16 protein-coding genes are annotated in these 18,858 nt (G+C 67.9%); 3 read left to right on the forward strand and 13 right to left on the reverse strand.

The window, feature by feature from the left end; translation table 11 throughout:
• Nucleotides 1-111 precede the first annotated feature (111 nt).
• A complete protein-coding gene (locus CDN36_RS07175) occupies nucleotides 112-774 on the forward strand; it encodes a DUF2062 domain-containing protein (RefSeq protein ID WP_287496346.1) in 663 nt (220 codons plus the stop codon).
• Nucleotides 775-796: 22 nt separating this feature from the next.
• Here the strand turns inward: CDN36_RS07175 and CDN36_RS07180 are convergent, their stop codons facing one another.
• Nucleotides 797-1,408: a DUF924 family protein gene (locus CDN36_RS07180; RefSeq protein WP_287496347.1), complete on the reverse strand. Its 612-nt coding sequence runs from the start codon at nucleotides 1,406-1,408 to the stop codon at nucleotides 797-799.
• Nucleotides 1,409-1,473: 65 nt separating this feature from the next.
• Complete coding sequence (locus CDN36_RS07185) at nucleotides 1,474-2,205, reverse strand: alanyl-tRNA editing protein (protein ID WP_150555737.1); 732 nt, start codon at nucleotides 2,203-2,205, stop codon at nucleotides 1,474-1,476.
• Between the two features lie 329 nt (nucleotides 2,206-2,534).
• On the opposite strand from CDN36_RS07185, the gene CDN36_RS07190 reads away from it, so the two are divergent.
• Nucleotides 2,535-3,035, forward strand: coding sequence for a hypothetical protein (locus CDN36_RS07190; protein ID WP_287496348.1), 501 nt, complete (start codon nucleotides 2,535-2,537; stop codon nucleotides 3,033-3,035).
• Nucleotides 3,036-3,065: 30 nt separating this feature from the next.
• The gene (locus CDN36_RS07195) at nucleotides 3,066-3,965 is read left to right on the forward strand and encodes a hypothetical protein (protein ID WP_287496349.1); all 900 of its coding nucleotides are present in this window, start codon (nucleotides 3,066-3,068) and stop codon (nucleotides 3,963-3,965) included.
• An 88-nt stretch (nucleotides 3,966-4,053) separates the two neighbouring features.
• On the opposite strand, the gene CDN36_RS07200 is transcribed toward CDN36_RS07195, so the two are convergent.
• The 11 genes from CDN36_RS07200 to CDN36_RS07250 form a co-directional block, all read right to left on the reverse strand.
• On the reverse strand, nucleotides 4,054-4,494 hold the full coding sequence (locus tag CDN36_RS07200) for a group II truncated hemoglobin (RefSeq protein WP_287496350.1): 441 nt from the start codon (nucleotides 4,492-4,494) through the stop codon (nucleotides 4,054-4,056).
• 68 nt (nucleotides 4,495-4,562) lie between these two features.
• Entirely contained in the window at nucleotides 4,563-7,124 is a 2,562-nt protein-coding gene (locus CDN36_RS07205; protein WP_287496351.1) for an ABC transporter permease, read from the reverse strand.
• The gene (locus CDN36_RS07210) at nucleotides 7,111-7,707 is read right to left on the reverse strand and encodes a DUF4126 domain-containing protein (protein WP_150555733.1); all 597 of its coding nucleotides are present in this window, start codon (nucleotides 7,705-7,707) and stop codon (nucleotides 7,111-7,113) included. Before CDN36_RS07210 ends, CDN36_RS07205 begins: the two co-directional genes overlap by 14 nt.
• Before the next feature lie 229 nt (nucleotides 7,708-7,936).
• The gene (gene sugE, locus CDN36_RS07215; RefSeq protein ID WP_150555732.1) at nucleotides 7,937-8,254 is read right to left on the reverse strand and encodes a quaternary ammonium compound efflux SMR transporter SugE; all 318 of its coding nucleotides are present in this window, start codon (nucleotides 8,252-8,254) and stop codon (nucleotides 7,937-7,939) included.
• Nucleotides 8,255-8,677: 423 nt separating this feature from the next.
• The gene (gene kdpE, locus CDN36_RS07220) at nucleotides 8,678-9,388 is read right to left on the reverse strand and encodes a two-component system response regulator KdpE (RefSeq protein ID WP_150555731.1); all 711 of its coding nucleotides are present in this window, start codon (nucleotides 9,386-9,388) and stop codon (nucleotides 8,678-8,680) included.
• On the reverse strand, nucleotides 9,381-12,272 hold the full coding sequence (locus CDN36_RS07225; protein WP_287496436.1) for a DUF4118 domain-containing protein: 2,892 nt from the start codon (nucleotides 12,270-12,272) through the stop codon (nucleotides 9,381-9,383). The genes kdpE and CDN36_RS07225 overlap by 8 nt, the downstream gene beginning before the upstream one ends.
• 235 nt (nucleotides 12,273-12,507) lie before the next feature.
• Nucleotides 12,508-13,092: a potassium-transporting ATPase subunit KdpC gene (kdpC, locus tag CDN36_RS07230; RefSeq protein WP_150555730.1), complete on the reverse strand. Its 585-nt coding sequence runs from the start codon at nucleotides 13,090-13,092 to the stop codon at nucleotides 12,508-12,510.
• A gap of 138 nt (nucleotides 13,093-13,230) precedes the next feature.
• Complete coding sequence (gene kdpB, locus CDN36_RS07235) at nucleotides 13,231-15,357, reverse strand: potassium-transporting ATPase subunit KdpB (protein ID WP_287496352.1); 2,127 nt, start codon at nucleotides 15,355-15,357, stop codon at nucleotides 13,231-13,233.
• A 28-nt stretch (nucleotides 15,358-15,385) separates the two neighbouring features.
• Complete coding sequence (kdpA, locus tag CDN36_RS07240; protein ID WP_287496353.1) at nucleotides 15,386-17,191, reverse strand: potassium-transporting ATPase subunit KdpA; 1,806 nt, start codon at nucleotides 17,189-17,191, stop codon at nucleotides 15,386-15,388.
• Complete coding sequence (gene kdpF / locus CDN36_RS07245) at nucleotides 17,188-17,280, reverse strand: K(+)-transporting ATPase subunit F (protein ID WP_072637068.1); 93 nt, start codon at nucleotides 17,278-17,280, stop codon at nucleotides 17,188-17,190. Before kdpF ends, kdpA begins: the two co-directional genes overlap by 4 nt.
• 515 nt (nucleotides 17,281-17,795) lie before the next feature.
• Entirely contained in the window at nucleotides 17,796-18,785 is a 990-nt protein-coding gene (locus CDN36_RS07250) for an amino acid ABC transporter substrate-binding protein (protein ID WP_244958165.1), read from the reverse strand.
• Between the last annotated feature and the right edge of the window lie 73 nt (nucleotides 18,786-18,858).

Here is an 18,858-nt window from a genome sequence, read left to right on the forward strand (position 1 = left end):
CGCATTGAACTCTTGCCGCGACACCTACTCAGACCGTTGTTGCGGACCGACAGGCACTCGCACACGTCTTGCCCGCCCGGGTCCATCCTTCCTTGACGAGCAAACCCGCCCATGATGTTAAAGATGTTTCGCCCGATGCGGCTTCTGCGCTCACGCTGGCTCCGGCCTCACGCCGGGCTGTTGCTGCGCCGCCACTTGTGGCATGCCACGCCCCGCGGCGTCGCGATCGGGCTGGCGTGCGGCGTTTTCTTCGGGATTCTGGTTCCGTTCGGCCAGATTCTGATTGCGGTGCTCGCCGCCGCCCTGCTGCGCGGCAACCTGCTAATCGCAGCCGCGGGCACGCTTGTCACCAACCCGCTCACGGTGCCGTTCGTCTATCTGGGCGCGCACCGCCTGGGCCGCTGGATGTTCGAATGGACGTCGTGGTCGCCCGGTGCTGACATCGAGGCAGGTGTCGCCGCGGCGGCACGCGCGAGCGAGAGCCTCTGGGCGCAGTGGCGGCATTTCGACTTCGGCACGGCCACGCTGCATCTGGCCACCGGGCTCGCGACGTGCGCCGTCGCCGGCAGCATCCTCGCTTATGCGATCGGTTTCTTCGCCATTTGCTGGCATCAACAACGCCGCCGCGCAGGGTCGCCGGCCACTTCGGCGGACACTTCGCAGGCCACTTCGCAGGCCACCTTGCAGGCCACTTTGCAGGCCACTTCGGCGGACACCTCGGCCGACGCTTCCTCCACCCCTTCCACCGCTGCGCCGACAGCGCCCCGCAGCTGAGCGACGCACGCGCCGGGCGTCGTCAGAACGACGATCCCGGCTCTTTCAGAAACGCCACTTCCTCGGGCGTCGACACCCGTCCCAGCGCTTCGTTGCGATGCGGATAGCGTCCGAATCGCTCGATGATGATCGCGTGCCTGCGCGCGTAGTCCAGGTTGTCGACGAGCCCCGCGTCCCTGGCGAGTTGCTCGTAGAGCGCCAACGAAGCGTGCTGACTCTCGAGCGACTCATCGTGCTCGAACGGCAGATAGACGAACACGCGGTGCTGCGCGCTCGGCAGGCGGCGATCGTCGCCCGCGCCGACTAGACGCCGCGCCACGGCGAGCGCCTTGGCGTCCCCCGCGAAGGCTTTCCCCTGCCCGCGATACAGGTTGCGCGAGAACTGGTCGAGCACCACGATCAGCGCGCAGGCGCCCAGCGGCGTATCGGCCCAGCCGTCCAGTTCCCCTGCCAGGGCGCGCTCGTGCAGCGCGCCAAAGCGCGCCCGGATTTCCTCGTCGAACACGTCCGACTTGCGAAACCACTCCGGTCTCGCCAGTCCGAAATCCGGCGCGCCGGGCGCGCCGAACCAGAAGTCGAGAACGGCCTGCCAGGGCGCGGCTGCGGGGGACGGCTCGGGTGCGGGAGCTACCATGGAGATGTCGGGTGCGTGAAGGAAGTATCAGGACATATCAGGACGTGACCCGCATGATGCCAGATTCAGGCGAATGCCAATACCACGCGACGCGTGCGCGACGTCTTCTTTTCGATCCTGGCCACCTTCAACGCCCCGATTTCCGACGTATTGGCCACATGCGTGCCGCCGCACGGCTGCAAATCGACACCCTCGATGCGCACCAGACGCACGCGGCCGAGTCCGACCGGCGGCTTCACGCTCATCGTGCGCACCAGTTCGGGCCGGGCAGCCATTTCCTCGTCGCTGATGCTGTCGATCGCCACCGGGCGCGCGGCCGCCACGAGCGCCGCCAGGCCGGCTTCGACCGTTTCGCGCTCGATCGGCTCGTTGGTCACGAAGTCGAGTCGCGCGTACTCGGTGGTGATGCTGCAGCCGTCCACGGGATGCGGCAGCACGGCGCACATCAGGTGCGAGGCCGTGTGAAAGCGCATGTGGCGAAAGCGCCGGTCCCAGTCGATTTCCGCGCGCACGGGCTCGCCCACCGAGAGCTTCGCCAGCACCTCGGCCTGCCCTTCGGCCGGCACGTGAACGGCGTCGTCCGGCGTCGCGCCCTCGCGTTTCGACTTGCGGGTGTCGGCGATGACAAGCCGCGTGCCGTCGGCCAGCACGAAGTGTCCGGTGTCACCCGCCTGCCCGCCGCCGAGCGGATAAAAGACAGTCCGATCGAGCATGATGCCGGTCTCGTCGATATGCGTGATACGCGCCTCGCATTGGCGCAGATAGGCGTCTTGCCGAAACAGCGCTTCGGTACTCATGGTTCCTCCTTTGCGAACGGGACATGTTCGCGCGATTCGCGCGCCGCTGACAAGGGACAATCCCACGCCCGCACGCCGGTACGGTCGGCAAACGACAGCGTTGCCATCGTGCCCATCGGGGTTATCGTGCTGTCCGGGTTCCGTCACGGTGGCCTAAAACGGCATCTTTGCGCCGCAAACCCCGTGCGCGCGTGCGCCACGCGCCCAATTTCACCGCAGATTACGGCGCCCCAAGAAGTTTTGGCGCGTCCCGAAAGTCACGGCCCGACGCGCCCCCTAGGCTATTGCCGGTCGGTCATCGTGACCGGCGAATGCCAAGGAGTCCAACCGTGCCCGATCTTCACCCCCGTCCCTCCATGACCGGCGCCACCCCTGCCGCCCCTGCCGTCCCTTCCACCCTTGCCGGCCCTGCCGGCCCTGACGCCACACCGCGCGCCGACGCCCCCGAGGCCCTCCCCGGGCTTCCCTCTTTCCCGGCCGAATTCGCGCATGCGCGCGCGTTGCGCGACGCCGGCGACCTCGCGGGTGCGGCCGATGCTTTCGGCCGCCTGTGCCTGCGCTTTCCGCAGCAGGCCGAGACATTCAAGGCACTCGGTTACGTCCTGCATCAAAGCGGTATGCACGACAACGCGCCGGCGCCACTGCTTTTCGCCTTCCTGCTGGACGTGCATGACCCCACCCCGCTCTACTTCGCGGCGCTCAGCGAACGGCAACGCGGCGAACACGAGATGGCGCGTGAACTGGCGATCGACGCGTTGCAGGTCGCCGAAACCTCGCATCGCCACGCCCGGGTCGCCGACGCGGCGCGGCAGCTCATCACCTCGCTCTGAGGACTTCCCCCAACTCGATAGGAGCCCCCCATGACGAACGACCTCGGTGTTTTTTCCATTACCACGTGCCAGACGCACTTCAACGTATCGCCCGGCCAGTCAGGTTCCGGCGCCTCTGCCGCCTTGCTCGATGAGGCGATGCTGGGACTCGCGCCCGCGGGTGGCGCCCACGGCGGATTCAGGATGCGCGCGTCGGACACCGTTTTGCCCATCTTCACGCATGCCCGGCTCACGGCGCTGACCCAGCACTTCATCACGGCCAGCGCGCACACGACGATTTTCGCGCTCGCCCGGGCGAGCGAAGCGCTCGACGCCGGCTCGAACCACAAGACGCTCACGCTCGAACATCGCGCGGCGAGCGTCGGGACCGGCGTGCTGTGCGCGAGCGCTGCACTCGACTTTCTGACGGCAGTCGGCACCTTTCTGAACCGCTCGAAATCGGCGAAGGACATCAAGGATGCGCAGTGGCTCCCGTCGCTCGCCGGGCTGTCGGCCACGTTGCGGCCGTTCACGGACCACTTCAAGACGTTGCAGAACGGCATCAGCAACGTCGCACTTTTCAGCGCGGTGGGCTCGATCGGTGCGCTGTGGGCGACGCGCGAGAGTTTGCGCGAGCCGCCAACGCATCCCTCGCCGGCGCCCGAGCCCACCCCGGCCTCGACGCCGATGCCCGACGTCCCCGCGCCGTCCGCGAGCAATCGGCTCGAGTACGCGCAGTTGGGAGCGGCCATTGCGAGCACGACCTTGCGGGCCGTCATGCCGCCCATCGTATCGACGTGCATCACGCTGGACGAGGCCAAGCGCAAGCGGCACGAATACGAATTGCGGGACGGCCCGAACGGTCTGCATGTGGCGCATGCCGAGGCGCCGGTGACGCTGACGCGGTTCACCAGGGACGATACGCCGCCCATCCTGGGAAACTGGGCGTAATAAGGACCTGGGAGACGCGGAAGACCTGGGAGACGCGGGAGGCGCGGGAGGTGCGGGAGGTGCGGAATACGCGGAAGACGCGGGAAACTCAGCCCGCGCGGTTGCGCATCCAGTCGGCCGTGCCGTAAAAGGCTTGCATGAGACGCTCCTGCAGCGACTTTTCGACGCCGATGTCCTGCATGGCCCAGGCCATGCACCGCAGCCACTGGTCGCGCTCGCTCGTGGCGATCGGGAACGGCAGGTGGCGCGCCCGCAGCATCGGGTGCCCGAATCGTTCGATGTAGTGATTGGGGCCGCCCAGCCAGCCGCACAGGAACCAGAACAGCTTGTCGCGCGAGCCGCCGAGCGCCTCGGGATGCAGGCTGCGAATGCCTGCAAACTCCGGTTCGAGGTCCATCAGGTCGTAGAAGCGGTCGACGAGTTCGCGCACGCGGTCTTCGCCGCCGAGCAGCATGAACGCGCTCGGCTGCGCGGGCGCATCCTGAGCGTCGTCGTCCTTGGGGGATGAGGGGGTGTTTTCGGTCGTCATGGCCGATATTGTGCCCGACGGCGGGCGTTCGCGCATGGGCGCGCGGCACGACGCCGCGCCCCCCACCGTCACACGTCGCGCAGCGTGCGCACCGCCGACTGACGCAGCACGGCCCGCAGCCCGCTCCATCCGCCGACCAGCGCGCACAGCACGCCGGCGCCGATACCCAGCACCGGCAGCCATGGATTGAAACGCAGCGCGAACTCGAAGACGTAGCGTGCCAGCACCCAGCCAAGCGCGCCGGCTCCGAGCGCCGCCAACAGGCCGGCGAGCGCCCCGACGGTCACCAGTTCGGCCAGATGCACGTCGCGAAGCTGGCGCGACGATGCGCCCAGTGCGCGCAGAATGCCGCTCTCGCGCATGCGTTCGTCGCGCGTGCCCGCCAGCGCCGCGTACAGCACCAGCACACCTGCCGCAAGCGTGAAGAGAAACAGCGCCTGCACCGCGTCGATCACCTGGGAGAGGATCTGCTGGATCTGTGCGAGCAGCGCGCCCGTGTCGATCACCGTCACGTTCGGAAACTGACGCACCAGCGCATCGGCCACGCCTTGCTGACGCGGCTCGAGATGGAACGACGTGATCCACGTCATCGGAAACTCTCGCAATGCCGCCGGCGGCATCACCACGAAGAAGTTCACTCGCATCGAACCCCAGTCAAGCTTGCGCAGGCTCGTGATGGGAGCGTCGATGCTCTGCCCGGTCACTTCGAAGCGAAGCGTATCGCCGAGCTTCAGGCCCAGCGTCTTCGCAATGCCCTCTTCCATGGACACTTGTGGCGACGTCGCATCGCCATACCACTGCCCGGCCGTGATGCGATTGCCTTCGGGCAGCGCCGACGTGTACGAGAGGTTGAACTCGCGCTCGGCCAGCCGGCGCGCCCGCTCTTCCGTATAGCTCTCGCCGGTCACCGGCTTGCCGTTGATAGCCGTGAGTCGCGCACGGATCATGGGCGAGAGTTGAACGTCGGGCAGACCGCTCGCGCGCAGTTGCGCCAGCACGGGGCTGTCCTGCCCCGGCTGGATATCGATGACGAAGCGGTTCGGCGCGTCCGGCGGACTCGATTGGCGCCACCCCGCGACCAGATCGTTGCGTGTCACCGCGAGCAGCAGCAACGCCATCAGCCCGAGCCCGAGCGCCACGACCTGCAAGGCGCTGCCAAGGCCCCGGCGGCGCAGCCCGGCTAGTGCATAGCGCCAACCCACGCCGCCCATGCCCCCCATGCCGCCTCCGCCTGCGATACCGTGGCGCCGCGCCCATGCGGCAAGCCCGCGGATGGCGAGCCACGCGAGCACACCGAATACCAGCGCGCCGGCGACGAAACCGCCGGCGACCATCGCCCCCAGACGCAGGTCGCGCGCGGCGAACAGCAACAGCGCGGCAAACGCCAGCGCGCTGGCCGCGTAGGCGAGCCAGCCCTGACGACGCGCGCCGCCCGCCAAGTCGCGGCGCAGCACATGGAGCGGCGCGACTTCCGAGAGCGGCAGCAGCGGCGGCAGCGCGAAACCGAGCAGCATCACGAGCGCGCTCGCCAGGCCGAATACGGCCGGCCGCCACGTCGGCGCCGGCAGTCCTGCCGGAATCACATCGCCCAGCCGGGCGAGCAATACCCAATGCGCGACGTAGCCGAGCGCCACGCCCAGCGCGCCGCCGATCAACCCGAGTCCGACGAATTCGATCGTCACCATGCCACGCAGGGCGCGACGCGACACCCCGAGGCAGCGCATGACGGCGCAGGCGTCGAGGTGCCGCTCGCTGTAGCGGCGCGACGCGATGCCGACCGCCACGGCCGCGAGGACCGCGGCGAGCAGCGCCACGAGCGAGAGGAAGCGTCCGGCACGATCGAGCGTCTGACGCACCTGCGGCTGGCCGTCCTCGAGCGATTCGAGATGCACGCCGCGCGCACGCTCGGCGGCCGCACGCGCCCAGTCGGCGAACCTGGCGAGTTGCGCGTCAGGCCCCGCCACCAGCAGGCGATACGTGATACGGCTGCCGAACTGCACGAGGCCGGTGGACGGCAACTCGTCGAAGCGCATCATCACACGCGGCGCGAGCGAGCCGAAGCCGTAGCCGCGGTCCATCTCGCGCGTGATGACGGCGGCGATGCGCAACGTCCGATTGCCCACGCGGATCGCGTCGCCCGGCCTGACGTGCAAGGCGTCGAGCAGCGCGGCATCCACCCACACGGTGCCGGGCTCGGGAATGCCGGCGGCCGGGGCGTCTGGCGTGTCGGGCGCGCCATCGGGCGCGGTGCGCACGCGCCCACGCAGCGGATAACCGTCGCTGACGGCCTTGAGCGACGACAGCCGGCTCACGTTGGCCTGGCCATTCGGCCCGATGGCGCTCGCCATGCTTGGGAAATTGGCGACAACGGCCGTGTTCAGCCCCTCGACCCCGGCCTGACGAGCGAATTCCGGGGACAGCGGAGCGTCGCTGCGAACCACAAGATCGGCCGCGAGCATCTGGCGCGCATCGCGCTCAAGCCCGCGCTGCATCCGATCCGAGAGAAAACCCACGCTCGAGAGTGCGCCCACCGCCAGCAACAGCGCCACGAGAAGCAGATGCAACTCGCCTGCGCGCCAGTCGCGCAGGAACATCCGCCATGCCTGGCGGGCAATCTCAGTGAACCCCATCGTTCCTCAATCCTTTGACCCGCGCCAGCAGCGAGCGCCACCCCCGCCAGACCCGCGGCAGCCACCACCACGCCAGCACGACGAACACCAGCAACAACAAGAGAAAGACGACGGGAAGGAAGAACGCAAGCGCCAGTCCACCCACCGTAGAGACATCTTCGCCGGCTGAGGCCGCCACGTTGGAGAAAGGTTCCGGCGACGTATTGATCAGCGCGCGGCTGCCCGCCTTGGCCAGATGCGCCGTGCCCGCGAGCGCGCCGCCGGCCAGACCGGCGAGAACCGTGACGGTCGGGTCCATCTGCCCGAGCGCGGCCGCCCCGAGCACGATCCCGGCCGGAATGCGGATGAACGTATGCACCGCGTCCCAGGCGCTGTCGACGAATGGAATCTTGTCGGCAAAGAACTCGATGGCCGCCAGCACGCCGGCGGTGGCAATGACCCACGTCGATGCCAGCACGGCCAGCGACGGCGGCAGATGCAGCCAGCCCAGACGCGCCGCCATTCCTGCGCAGAACACCGTCAGGTACAACCGCAGGCCACTGCCCCAGGACAGCCCTGCGCCGAGCGCAATCGATTCAAGCATGGTGACCTCGCTGCCGCCGACATGACGGCGTCGCACGATCACGCGTGGCAACGGCCCACGCGGCAACCGTCATCCGCTCGCAATGCGGCGCGCGAGACCGAGCCATCGCGGCTGTCGCGGAATGACCGTTACCGCGTCATTATGCCGCGCGTTGCGGCAACGCACCACCGGGGACCGTTTTCGCGAGACGCGGGCGTCGGCCGGCGCGCCGCCGGGTGCCGCGGTGTGCTCAGGCGGCCGTGAGCTTGAGGCCGACAAGGCCCGCCAGAATCAGCGCGACGCTCGCAATGCGCGCCGCCGACGCCGATTCACCGAACAGCACGATGCCAAGCACGAAGGCGCCGACTGCGCCGATGCCCGTCCAGATGGCATAGGCCGTGCCAAGCGGCAACGAGCGCACGGCGAGCGCGAGCAGCCAAACGCTGCCGACCATCGATGCGATCGTAAAGACCGACGGCACGATACGAGTGAAGCCCTGCGTGTACTTAAGGCCGACGGCCCACGCCACTTCGAGCAAACCCGCGAATACGAGAAGAATCCAGGCCATGGCTGACTCCGATGAAAAGCCGATCGGGGTCGTCCCCGGAAATGAAATGAGTGCCGCGCGGGTCGTCCCGGATGCGGGTTTCATCGGAGCCCGAATGAAGCGCCGCCGAAAGCGGCAAAGAGAACGCCATTGCAGCGCTGTCACGCCGCGAGCAAAGGCGTCTTCGCGAATGTTCGGCCGTGGACGAAACCCCGCGATTTTAGCAAAGCCGTTGCGCGCCGGCGCGACACCCCACCCTTAGCAGGGGCATTCGTTCGGGGGCCTGCATCGCTTTTGGCACCATGCGCGATCCATGCGCAACGCGGTACTGTCGCACGCTCGTTATAGGGCTCGCTATCGGGCTCGTTATAGGGCTCGTTATAGGGCTCGTTATCGGGGGAGCTTGCCGATGTCGCGCGAGTCTCGCGCAGGCGCGTCGCCGCGTCACGCTGGCGCTTCCACTTCCAGCCGGTAGCCCACGCCCGTCTCGGTGAGGATGTGCTGCGGCTGCGCGGGGTCGGCTTCGAGCTTCTGGCGAAGGTGCCCCATGTAGATGCGCAGGTAGTGATTGCTCTCGACGTGCGACGGCCCCCACACCTCCTTGAGCAGTTGCCGGTGCGTGAGCACCCGCCCGGCGTGGCGCACCAGCGTGACGAGCAGCCTGTATTCGATCGGCGTGAGGTGCACCGGCTCGCCGGCCCGTGTCACCTTGCGGCGTGCGAGATCGATCTGAATGCCGCCGAACGAGAACGCTTCGTCGAGGGTCTCCGAATTGCCACCGCGATGGTGACGCCGCAACTGCGCGCGGATGCGGGCGAGCAATTCCGACACGCCGAACGGCTTGGTCAGGTAGTCGTCTGCGCCCACGTCGAGCGCGACGACTTTCTCGGCTTCCTCGTTACGCGCCGAGAGGACGATGATCGGCATGTCGGTCCAGCCGCGCACTTCGCGGATGACTTCCACGCCATCGATGTCCGGCAGCCCCAGATCGACGATAAGCAGGTCCGGCTTGCGCGTCGCCGCTTCCACCATGCCCTGGCGCCCGGTCTCCGCCTCGTGCACGACCATGCCCTCGGCCTCCAGCGAGGTGCGCAAGAATCGCCGGATCTGGCGCTCGTCTTCAATCACCACGATGGTGAGGGTCGGTTCACTCATGAGTTTGTGTCGTCTTGACGCCCGGGGAGCGAGGCGTCGCCTCGCCCTCGCCCCGGCCGCCGTCCACGTTTGCGTTCGCACTGTCGCATGCCGTGCTGCCGCCCGCCCGGCCGGACGCCTCGCCCACCTCGTCCTCGAGCGCCGCCCCTTCCGAGAGACCCGACAGCCCCGGCGGCGTCGGCGGCGTCTCGATCGGCAGCGTGAAGACGAACCTGGCCCCGTGACCATCGGGCCCATCGGTCGCGTGGATTCTACCGCCGTGCGCCTGCACGATGGCGCGGCAAATCGCCAACCCCAGTCCGATGCCGGGCTTCGCGGACTCCTTCTCGCCGCGCATGAACTTCTCGAAGATGCGCCCTTCCATGCCCGGCGGCAGCCCCGGCCCGTCGTCGCTCACGCTCACCTCGACTTCGTCGCCGCGCACGCTCGCGGCGATTTCGATGTGCGATCCGGCCGGCGTGTACTTCGCGGCGTTCTCCAGCAGATTGGTGAAAAGCCGCTCGAGCAGCACGGCGTCGAAGCGCAGCAACGGCAGATCGGCCGGCAGCCTCGTGCTCACTTCATGCGCCGCGAGCACCCGGCGGCACGCGCGCAACGACGTGCCCACCACTTCCTCGAGCATCTGCCACTGCCGGTTGAGCTGCACGCCGCCTTCCTGCAACCGGGCCATGTCGAGCAGGTTGGTCACCAGCCCGGTCATGCGCTGCGCCTCCTCGTGAATGGCATCGACGACTTCGGTGCGCAGCGGCCCCGGTGTCCGGTCGTTGCGGCTGAGCATGCTCGCGAATCCGACGATCGACGTAAGCGGTGTGCGCAGATCGTGTGAGATGGCCGAGAGCAGAGAACTGCGCAGGCGCTCCGACTCCATCGTCACCAGCGCGTCCTGCGCGATTTCCACGTAGTGCACCCGCTCGAGCGCCAAGGCGATTTGCGCGGCGAACGTGTCGAGAAGCCGCTGCTGTTCGGGTGTGCCCATGGCGCCGTCGCCGGTGCGCTCGGGCGCGACCACGAGCACGCCGCGCGTGCGCATCGGTGCGCGAAGCGGCAGATAGTAGGCCTGCGACGCGGGCAGCGTGTCGGTCCCCTGTCCGGCCGCCTGCTGGCGGTCGTAGACCCATTGCGCGACGTCCGTATCGATGTGCTGCGGCATGGTTTGCGGCAGCGCGTTCTCCACGGGCTGACGCACGCTGCCCTGGCTGTCGGGCAGCAGCAACGCCACGCGCGCCTGAAACACCTCGCGCACATGGCGCGCGCCGATCTCCACGATCTGCGGAGTCGTCAGCGCCGCCGCCAGCTCGCGCGCCATCGCGTACACCGCACCGGTGCGGCGCTCGCGCCAGGTGGCAAGTCGCGCCTGGAACCGCAGGCTCGTCGTCAGGTGGCTGATGACGAGCGCGACGGTCAGCATCACCGCGAACGTCAGCAGATACTGCGTATCGGAGACCGACAGCGACATCTTCGGCGGCACGAAGAAGAAGTCGAACGCCACCACCGACAGGAACGACGCCAGCACGCCGGGGCCGCGCCCGAGCCGCATCGCCGCGACGATCACACCGAGCAGATACAACATGGCGATGTTCGCCAGATCGAGAAACCGGGTGAGTTCCGCCGCCGCAAGCGACACCGTCGCGCAGATGCCGACGGCCCACGCGTAGGCGCGCCACGGCCCGCCGACCAGGCCGAGTTCCGGCGCCGTGCCGAACCAGTTGCGCCAGTCGCCGCGCACCACGCGCGTGTGCGCGGCGCGGTCGCCGGCAGACGGGCCGATCAGCACCACGTCCACCCCGCCTGCGCGCCGCACCAGTTGCTCGTGCAGCGGCGTGCTCGCGGTCCACCAGCGGCGCGCACCGCTCGCGCCGATCACCAGCTTGGAGACATTGCGCATCTGCGCGTAGGCGAGCAAGGTGGCGCCGGCTTGCGCACCGTCGAGCGTGAGCGTCTCGGCACCGAGTTCCTGCGCCAGTTTCAGCGCGGCGAAGGTGCTCTCGCGGCGCGCCGCCGATTGTCGCAGCAACGCGGGCGTCTCGACGTGAACGGCCAGCCAGTCGGCGCGCAGGCTCGCGGCAAGCCGGGCCGCCGCGCGCACCAGCGCCACGCCCTCCGGCCCCGGCCCGATGGCGACGAGCAGGCGCTCGCGCGCCTGCCACACCTGACTGATCGACTGGTCCGCGCGGTACTCGCGCATTTGCGCGTCCACGCGGTCGGCCGTGCGACGCAGCGCCAGTTCGCGCAGCGCGATCAGGTTGCCCTTGCGAAAGAAGTTGCGCACGGCGCGCTCGGCCTGTGCAGGCAGATATACCTTGCCTTCACGCATGCGCTCGAGCAGTTCGTCGGGCGGCAGGTCGACCAGCTTCACCTCGTCGGCCAGATCGAAGATGCGATCGGGAATCGTCTCCCACACCCGAATGCCGGTGATCTGACCGACCACGTCGTTGAGCCGCTCCAGGTGCTGGACGTTGAGCGTCGTGAAGACGTCGATGCCGGCGGCGAGCAATTCCTGCACGTCCTGCCAGCGCTTGAGGTGTCGCGCACCCGGCACGTTGGCGTGGGCCAGTTCGTCGACGAGCGCGACAGCCGGCGCGCGGGCGAGCATGCCGTCGAGATCGAACTCGTGCAGCACGCGCGCGCGATACTCGACCGACTTGTGCGGCAGCACTTCGAGACCTTCGAGCAGACGCGCCGTTTCTTCGCGGCCGTGCGTCTCGAGCACGCCGACGACCACGTCGGCGCCCTCCTCGCGCAGCTTGCGCGCGGCTTGCAGCATTGCGAACGTCTTGCCCACGCCGGCGCACGCCCCGAAGAAGATCTTCAGTCGGCCGCGCTGCTCGCGCGCTTCGTCACGTTGCAGCTTGTCGAGCAGTTCGTCGGGATCGGGGCGTTCCATGCCAGCCATCGGATCAGTCCATCCATCAGTACGCACGCGCCACATGGCGCGCGCCTTCCATCGAATCATCGACCGAGTCATCGACCGAATCATCGATCGAACATCGGTCGGCGCGTCGATTGCCGACGCAGCAAAACGGCACGCGCCGGGCGTGCCGCCAATCTACTCCAGGCCGCGGGGCAAGGCCAGCGAATGTCGGCAAATTGCCGTTGCACCGCCGCCGCGCGGGCGAATTTCAGACGCCGCCCCGCGCCAGCGCATCCAATGCGAGGTTGAGCTTCAGAACATTCACCCGCGGTTCTCCGAAAATTCCCCACTGCCGGCCCTGTGTGTAGCGCTCGACCAGCCCCCTCACGACGTCGGGCGGCAACTTGCGCGCCGCGGCAACGCGTGCGACCTGGTACTCGGCCGCGGCCGGGCTGATGTCCGGGTCGAGGCCGCTCGCCGACGCCGTCACGAGATCGGCCGGGACCGGCAGCGTGGCCGTCGGGTCGGCCTCGCGCAGTGCGGCGATGCGCGCCTTGACCGCGTCGGCGAGCGCCGGATTGAGCGGCCCCAGGTTCGAGCCGCCCGACGCGGCGCCGTTCTCAGGCATCGGCGCGGTGGCCGACGGGCGGCCCCAGAAGTACTTCGGCTCGTCGAAGTGCTGGCCGATCAGTGCCGAGCCGACCGCCTTGCCGTCCTTGTAGACGAGGCTGCCGGCCGCCTCACGCGGAAATGCCGCGCGGCCGATGCCGGTCACGACGAGCGGATACACCAGCCCCGTGATGACGCTGAGCGCGACAAAAAGACTCAGCATGGGGCGAACGAGGGTTTTCATGACATCTGTTCCTTGAAAATGCGGGGGTGCGACGTGCCGGGGAAGCATTTCGGCGGCGCACTCATCCAGTCTGGCCAGTCCGGCCGGTCGGCTCGCGCGCGCCGGCCGGGCCGGCCGCCCACGCTTGCCCCGCCCGGCTCACGCCCAGCCCATTGCGGCGATGACCATGTCGATCGCCTTGATACCGACGAACGGCACGAGGATGCCGCCGAGCCCGTAGATCACGAGGTTGCGGCGCAGCAGCGTGGCGGCCCCGAGCGGCCGGTACCTCACGCCCTTGAGCGCGAGCGGGATCAGCACCACGATGATCAGGGCGTTGAAGATCACGGCCGACAGGATGGCCGAGGACGGACTCGCCAGGCGCATCACGTTGAGCGCATCGAGCTGCGGATATGTCGTCGCGAACGCGGCCGGGATGATCGCGAAGTACTTCGCCACGTCGTTCGCAATCGAAAACGTGGTGAGGCTGCCGCGCGTCATGAGCATCTGCTTGCCGATCTCGACGATCTCGATGAGCTTCGTCGGATTCGAGTCGAGATCGACCATGTTGCCGGCTTCCTTGGCGGCTTGCGTACCCGAGTTCATGGCCACGGCCACGTCGGCCTGCGCGAGGGCAGGCGCGTCGTTGGTGCCGTCGCCGGTCATGGCGACGAGCTTGCCCTCGGCCTGATACTTGCGGATCGCCGCGAGCTTGGCTTCGGGCGTGGCTTCGGCGAGGAAGTCGTCGACCCCCGCTTCGGCGGCAATGGCCGCGGCCGTCAGACGGTTGTCGCCCGTGATCATCAGCGTGGTGATGCCCATCTGGCGCAACTCGGCAAAGCGTTCCTTGATGCCGCCCTTGACCACGTCCTTGAGCTCGATCACCCCGAGTGCGCGCGTGCCCTGGGCGTCCTGCTCCGCCACGACCAGCGGCGTGCTGCCGCGGCGCGCGATCTCGTCGACGGCCGTGGCCAGCGCGGCCGGCCACACGCCGCCGGCCGACTCGACATAGTGCCTGAGCGCGTCGGCCGCCCCCTTGCGGACTTGCTTGTCGGCCAGATCCACGCCGCTCATGCGCGTTTGCGCCGAGAACGCAATGAACGACGCGTGCAGGCCGCTCATTTCGCGCTCGCGCAGGTTGAAGCGCTGCTTCGCGAGCACGGCGATGCTGCGCCCTTCCGGCGTTTCGTCGGCGAGCGACGCGAGTTGCGCGGCATCGGCCAGCGCGCGCTCGTCGACACCGGGCGCCGGCACGAACCGCGACGCCTGGCGATTGCCCAGCGTGATCGTGCCCGTCTTGTCGAGCAGCAGCACGTCCACGTCGCCGGCCGCTTCCACCGCGCGGCCCGACGTCGCGATCACGTTGGCCTGCATCATCCGGCTCATGCCGGCCACGCCGATGGCCGAGAGCAGCCCACCGATCGTCGTCGGGATCAGGCACACCAGCAGCGCGACGAGCACCGTGATCGTGACCGGGTGACCGGCCTGCGTGACGAATACGCTGTATATCGAGTACGGGAGCAGCGTAGCGGTGGCGAGCAGCAGCACCAGCGTGAGCGCGACGAGCAGGATCGTGAGCGCGATCTCGTTGGGCGTCTTCTGACGCTTCGCGCCTTCGACCATCGCAATCATGCGATCGAGAAACGCTTCGCCCGGGTTGACCGTGACCTTCATGACGATCCAGTCCGAGAGCACTCGCGTGCCGCCGGTCACGGCGCAGAAGTCGCCGCCGGACTCGCGGATCACGGGCGCCGATTCGCCGGTGATGGCCGATTCGTCGACCGACGCCACGCCGTCGACCACTTCGCCGTCGGCCGGAATGACGTCGCCGGCCTCCACGAGCACGAAGTCGCCGCGGCGCAGGCTCGCGCTGTCGATCACCAGACATTCGGCGTCGCGCCGGCCCGCGCGCAATTGCTTTGCCGGCACGTTCTTCTTCGCCTGGCGCAGCGAAGCGGCCTGCGCCTTGCTGCGCCCTTCGGCGAGCGCTTCGGCGAAGTTCGCGAACAGGACCGTGAACCACAGCCACAGCGCGATGGCGAGGATGAACAGCGCGCTCGCCTCGGCGTGGCCGGCAACGGCCATCCCGAAGAGCACCGTGGTGAGCAGGCTGCCCACGTACACCACGAACATCACCGGGTTCTTCGCCTGCGTGAGCGGGTGCAGCTTGCGAAACGAGTCGACAATGGCCGGCCTGACGATGGCGGGGTCGAACATCGACCGGACGGCCGACGCATGCCCGTCGCCCATCGGCCGGGCGGCGGTATTACCTGAGGTTTGATTCATGAGTGCCTCGAATGCCTCATTCCAATGTTCAATGCGCACCGATCATCGCCAGATGTTCGGCGACCGGGCCGAGCGCCAGCGCGGGCACGTAAGTGAGCGCGCCGACGAGCAGTACCGTGCCGAGCAGCAGCACGACGAACAGCGGACCGTGCGTGGGCAGCGTGCCGGGCGTGGCGGCAATGCGCTTCTTGCGAGCGAGCGCGCCTGCGATGGCCAGCACGGGCACGATCACCCAGAAGCGGCCGAACCACATGGCCACGGCAAGCGTGCCGTTGTAGAACGGCGTGTTGGCCGAGAGCCCCGCGAACGCGCTGCCGTTGTTGTTCGCAGCGGAGCTGTAGGCGTAGAGAATTTCCGAGAAGCCGTGGGTGGCCGGGTTCGCCACGCCGGCCTGCCCCGCGGGGGCCAGCACGGCAAGCGCAGTGCCCAGCAGCACGAGCAGCGGCGTCATGAGTACGGCCACGGCGACCATCTTCATCTCGAACGCTTCGATCTTCTTGCCGAGATATTCGGGCGTGCGCCCGATCATCAGACCGGCGACGAAGACCGCCAGCATTGCGAACACCAGCATGCCGTACAAGCCGGAGCCCACCCCGCCGAAAATCACTTCGCCCAGTTGCATGAGCAGCATCGGCACCATCCCGCCAAGCGGCGTGAGCGAGTCGTGCATGGCATTGACGGCGCCGCACGAGGCGGCGGTCGTCACCGTCGCGAAGATGCCCGAGGCCACGATGCCGAAACGCGTTTCCTTGCCTTCCATGTTGCCGCCCGATTGCGCTGCGCTGACCTGCTGATCCACGCCCAGCGAGGCGAGTACCGGATTGCCGGCCTGCTCCGCCGACACGGTGGCCACGCTCGCGATCGAGAATGCGATGGTCATCGCGGCAAGGACCGCCACTCCCTGCCGGCGCTCGCCGACCATGCGCCCGAGCGTGTGGCACAGCGCGGCCGGAATCAGGAAGATCGCCAGGATCTGCAGGAAATTCGACAACGGCGTGGGGTTCTCGTATGGATGCGCGGAATTGGCATTGAAAAAGCCGCCACCGTTCGTGCCAAGCATCTTGATCGCCTCCTGCGAGGCCACCGGGCCCATGGGCAACGTCTGCGTGTGCGTGAGCGCCGGCTGCGTGACGGGTTTGCCGGCCGCGTCGAGCTTCGGTTGGCCGTCCGGGCCGAGCACCGGGTTGTCGTAGTGCGTCGCCTGCAGCGTGCTCACGTCCTTGTAGGCGTCGAAATTCTGGATCACGCCCTGGCTCATGAAGGCGGCGGCAAACAGCACCGCGAGCGGCACCAGCACGTAGAGCGTGATGCGCGTCACGTCGACCCAGAAGTTGCCGATCGTCTGCGCCGTATGGCGGGCAAAGCCGCGAACGAGAGCGACCACCACCGCGATGCCGGTCGCCGCCGAGAGGAAGTTCTGCACGGCGAGGCCAAGCATTTGCGTGAGATAGCTCATCGTCGATTCGCCGGCGTAGCCTTGCCAGTTCGTGTTCGCCACGAAGCTCACCGCCGTGTTCATCGACGAATCGGGCGAGACCGCACCAAAGCCCTGCGGGTTGAACGGCAGCCACAGTTGCCAGCGTTGCAGCCCGTACACGGCGAAGGCGCCGACGGCATTGAAGCCGATCAGCGCAATCGCGTAGGTGCGCCAATGCATTTCCTTCCCGGGATCGACGCCGCACAGGCGATAGAGCCCGCGCTCGAGGGGCGCGAACCAGCGGTTCACGCGCGATTCGCCGGCGAGCACGTCGGCCATGAAGCGGCCAAGCGGGCGCGCCAGCACCAGCAGCACGACGAGGAATACGCCGAGCTGAATCCAGGCATTGAGCGTCATGCGAGGTCCTCCGGCTTGAACAGCGCGTAGACGAGATAAGCGAGCAGCGCGAGCGTGAGGGCGCCGCTCAGCCAGTACATGGCTGTCATTGCTGCCCCCCCAACGACGCGCAGAACGCGACAAAACCGACGGTCGCGGCCGTCAACACCGCGATGGCGCCGAGATACAACCAGTCCATGACAACTCCTTATCGTGTGGCGGCCGGCACGCCACGGACGCGATGCGCCCCCGCGTGCGCATGCCGGCCGTGCAGCGAACGATACGCAGCGGCGCGTAAAGACGGGGACAAAAGGCGTCAAGGGGATGTAAACAACGCGTAAACGAGCGAAGGACAAGGCCCGCCCCCGCCCGGGGTGGCGGTCCGTGGCGGTCCGTGGCGTGTGTGTGGCGTGTGCGGGCGGGCGCGGCGGGCGCAGTGGGGACTAAAAGGACAAAGCCCGCCGATATCGCTATCGGCGGGCCTGGGTTCGGGCCTGAGTTCGGGCCTGAGTTCGGGCCTGAGTTCGGGCCTGAGTTCGGGCCTGAGTTCGGGCCTGGGTTGGGGCCCAGGTTCGGCCTTGGGCGTACCGGCCCTGGGCGTTCGGGCACTGTGGCCCGGCAACGGTTATTCCGTCACTTGCGAGCCCTTGTGCCAGACCTCGAGCACTTCCTTGCTCGGCTCGAGGTTCAGGTTGACGTTGCGCGGCGGGATCGGTTGCTGGAACCACTTGCGCTGAATGCGGCGGATCTCGCCCGAGCTGAAGACGTGCGCCAGCGTCGTGTCGACGAACGCCTTGAACTGCGGGTCGTCGCGTCGCAGCATCAGGGCGTTGAACTCCGTTTCCAGCGGCGCGCCGACGATGGCGAAATCGCCGGGCTCGCGAGCGTTGGCGCGCAGGCCGGCGAGGAGTACGTCATCGAGCGCGAACGCCTTCGCGCGACCGGTCTCGAGCGTCATCATCGACTCGCCGTGGTCGCGGGCCGGAATCACGCGGAAGCCGCCCTTGTCAGCCTGAATGCGCGCCAGGCGCTCACCGGTCGAGCCGGCCGAGGCCACGAGATTCTGCCCCTTGAGGTCTTCCAAGCCGCGGATGTTGTCTTTCTTGTTGACCAGCAGACGCACTTCGGAGACGTAGTAGGGGTTGCTGAAGCCCACTTGTTCGGCACGCTCGGGCGTGATCGTGTTGGGCGCGCAGTCCAGATCCACCGTGCCGTTCTTCACGAGCGGAATGCGGTTCTGCGGCGTGACGGACATCTCGCGCACGCGCAGGTTCGGCAGGTTGAGCGCGGTCTTCACGGCGTCGACCACGGCGTAGCACAGGTCCATCGTGTAGCCGACAGGCTTGCCCTTGTCGTTCACATAGGCGAACGGGATGGCCGCCTCGCGGTAACCGAGCGTGATGAGGCCCGTGTCGTGGATTTTCTTGAGCGTGCCGGTCAGCTCGCCGCGAACCACGGGCAGCGGCACGGTCTTCACCGTTCCCACGGCTGCCGCCGTGGCCGCAGGCGCCGCCAGCGCGACCGGCACGCCGGCGTGCGCACAGATCAGGAGCGTGAGCCCCAGTGCGACGCGCTTCGCGCCGGCTTTCCAATTTGCAACGTTCCCACCGTTCACAGCAATTCCTATCGATATAGCAGCACGATAGCAATTTACAGATTCACGCCGGGGGAATCAAAGAAACGTTTGT

The sequence above is a fragment of the Pandoraea sp. CB10b_02 genome (assembly GCF_002216225.1).
Lineage (GTDB): Bacteria > Pseudomonadota > Gammaproteobacteria > Burkholderiales > Burkholderiaceae > Pandoraea > Pandoraea nosoerga.

Excerpts from the sequence above, each read along its gene's own strand:
- CDN36_RS07180 (WP_287496347.1), bottom strand. The coding sequence starts at position 1,408 with ATGGTAGCTCCCGCACCCGAGCCGTCCCCCGCAGCCGCGCCCTGGCAG.
- kdpA (WP_287496353.1), bottom strand. The coding sequence starts at position 17,191 with ATGACGCTCAATGCCTGGATTCAGCTCGGCGTATTCCTCGTCGTGCTG.
- kdpC (WP_150555730.1), bottom strand. The coding sequence starts at position 13,092 with ATGAAAACCCTCGTTCGCCCCATGCTGAGTCTTTTTGTCGCGCTCAGC.
- CDN36_RS07210 (WP_150555733.1), bottom strand. The coding sequence starts at position 7,707 with ATGCTTGAATCGATTGCGCTCGGCGCAGGGCTGTCCTGGGGCAGTGGC.
- CDN36_RS07175 (WP_287496346.1), top strand. The coding sequence starts at position 112 with ATGATGTTAAAGATGTTTCGCCCGATGCGGCTTCTGCGCTCACGCTGG.
- kdpB (WP_287496352.1), bottom strand. The coding sequence starts at position 15,357 with ATGAATCAAACCTCAGGTAATACCGCCGCCCGGCCGATGGGCGACGGG.
- kdpE (WP_150555731.1), bottom strand. The coding sequence starts at position 9,388 with ATGAGTGAACCGACCCTCACCATCGTGGTGATTGAAGACGAGCGCCAG.
- CDN36_RS07195 (WP_287496349.1), top strand. The coding sequence starts at position 3,066 with ATGACGAACGACCTCGGTGTTTTTTCCATTACCACGTGCCAGACGCAC.
- kdpF (WP_072637068.1), bottom strand. The coding sequence starts at position 17,280 with ATGACAGCCATGTACTGGCTGAGCGGCGCCCTCACGCTCGCGCTGCTC.
- CDN36_RS07225 (WP_287496436.1), bottom strand. The coding sequence starts at position 12,272 with ATGGAACGCCCCGATCCCGACGAACTGCTCGACAAGCTGCAACGTGAC.
- CDN36_RS07185 (WP_150555737.1), bottom strand. The coding sequence starts at position 2,205 with ATGAGTACCGAAGCGCTGTTTCGGCAAGACGCCTATCTGCGCCAATGC.
- CDN36_RS07205 (WP_287496351.1), bottom strand. The coding sequence starts at position 7,124 with ATGGGGTTCACTGAGATTGCCCGCCAGGCATGGCGGATGTTCCTGCGC.
- sugE (WP_150555732.1), bottom strand. The coding sequence starts at position 8,254 with ATGGCCTGGATTCTTCTCGTATTCGCGGGTTTGCTCGAAGTGGCGTGG.
- CDN36_RS07200 (WP_287496350.1), bottom strand. The coding sequence starts at position 4,494 with ATGACGACCGAAAACACCCCCTCATCCCCCAAGGACGACGACGCTCAG.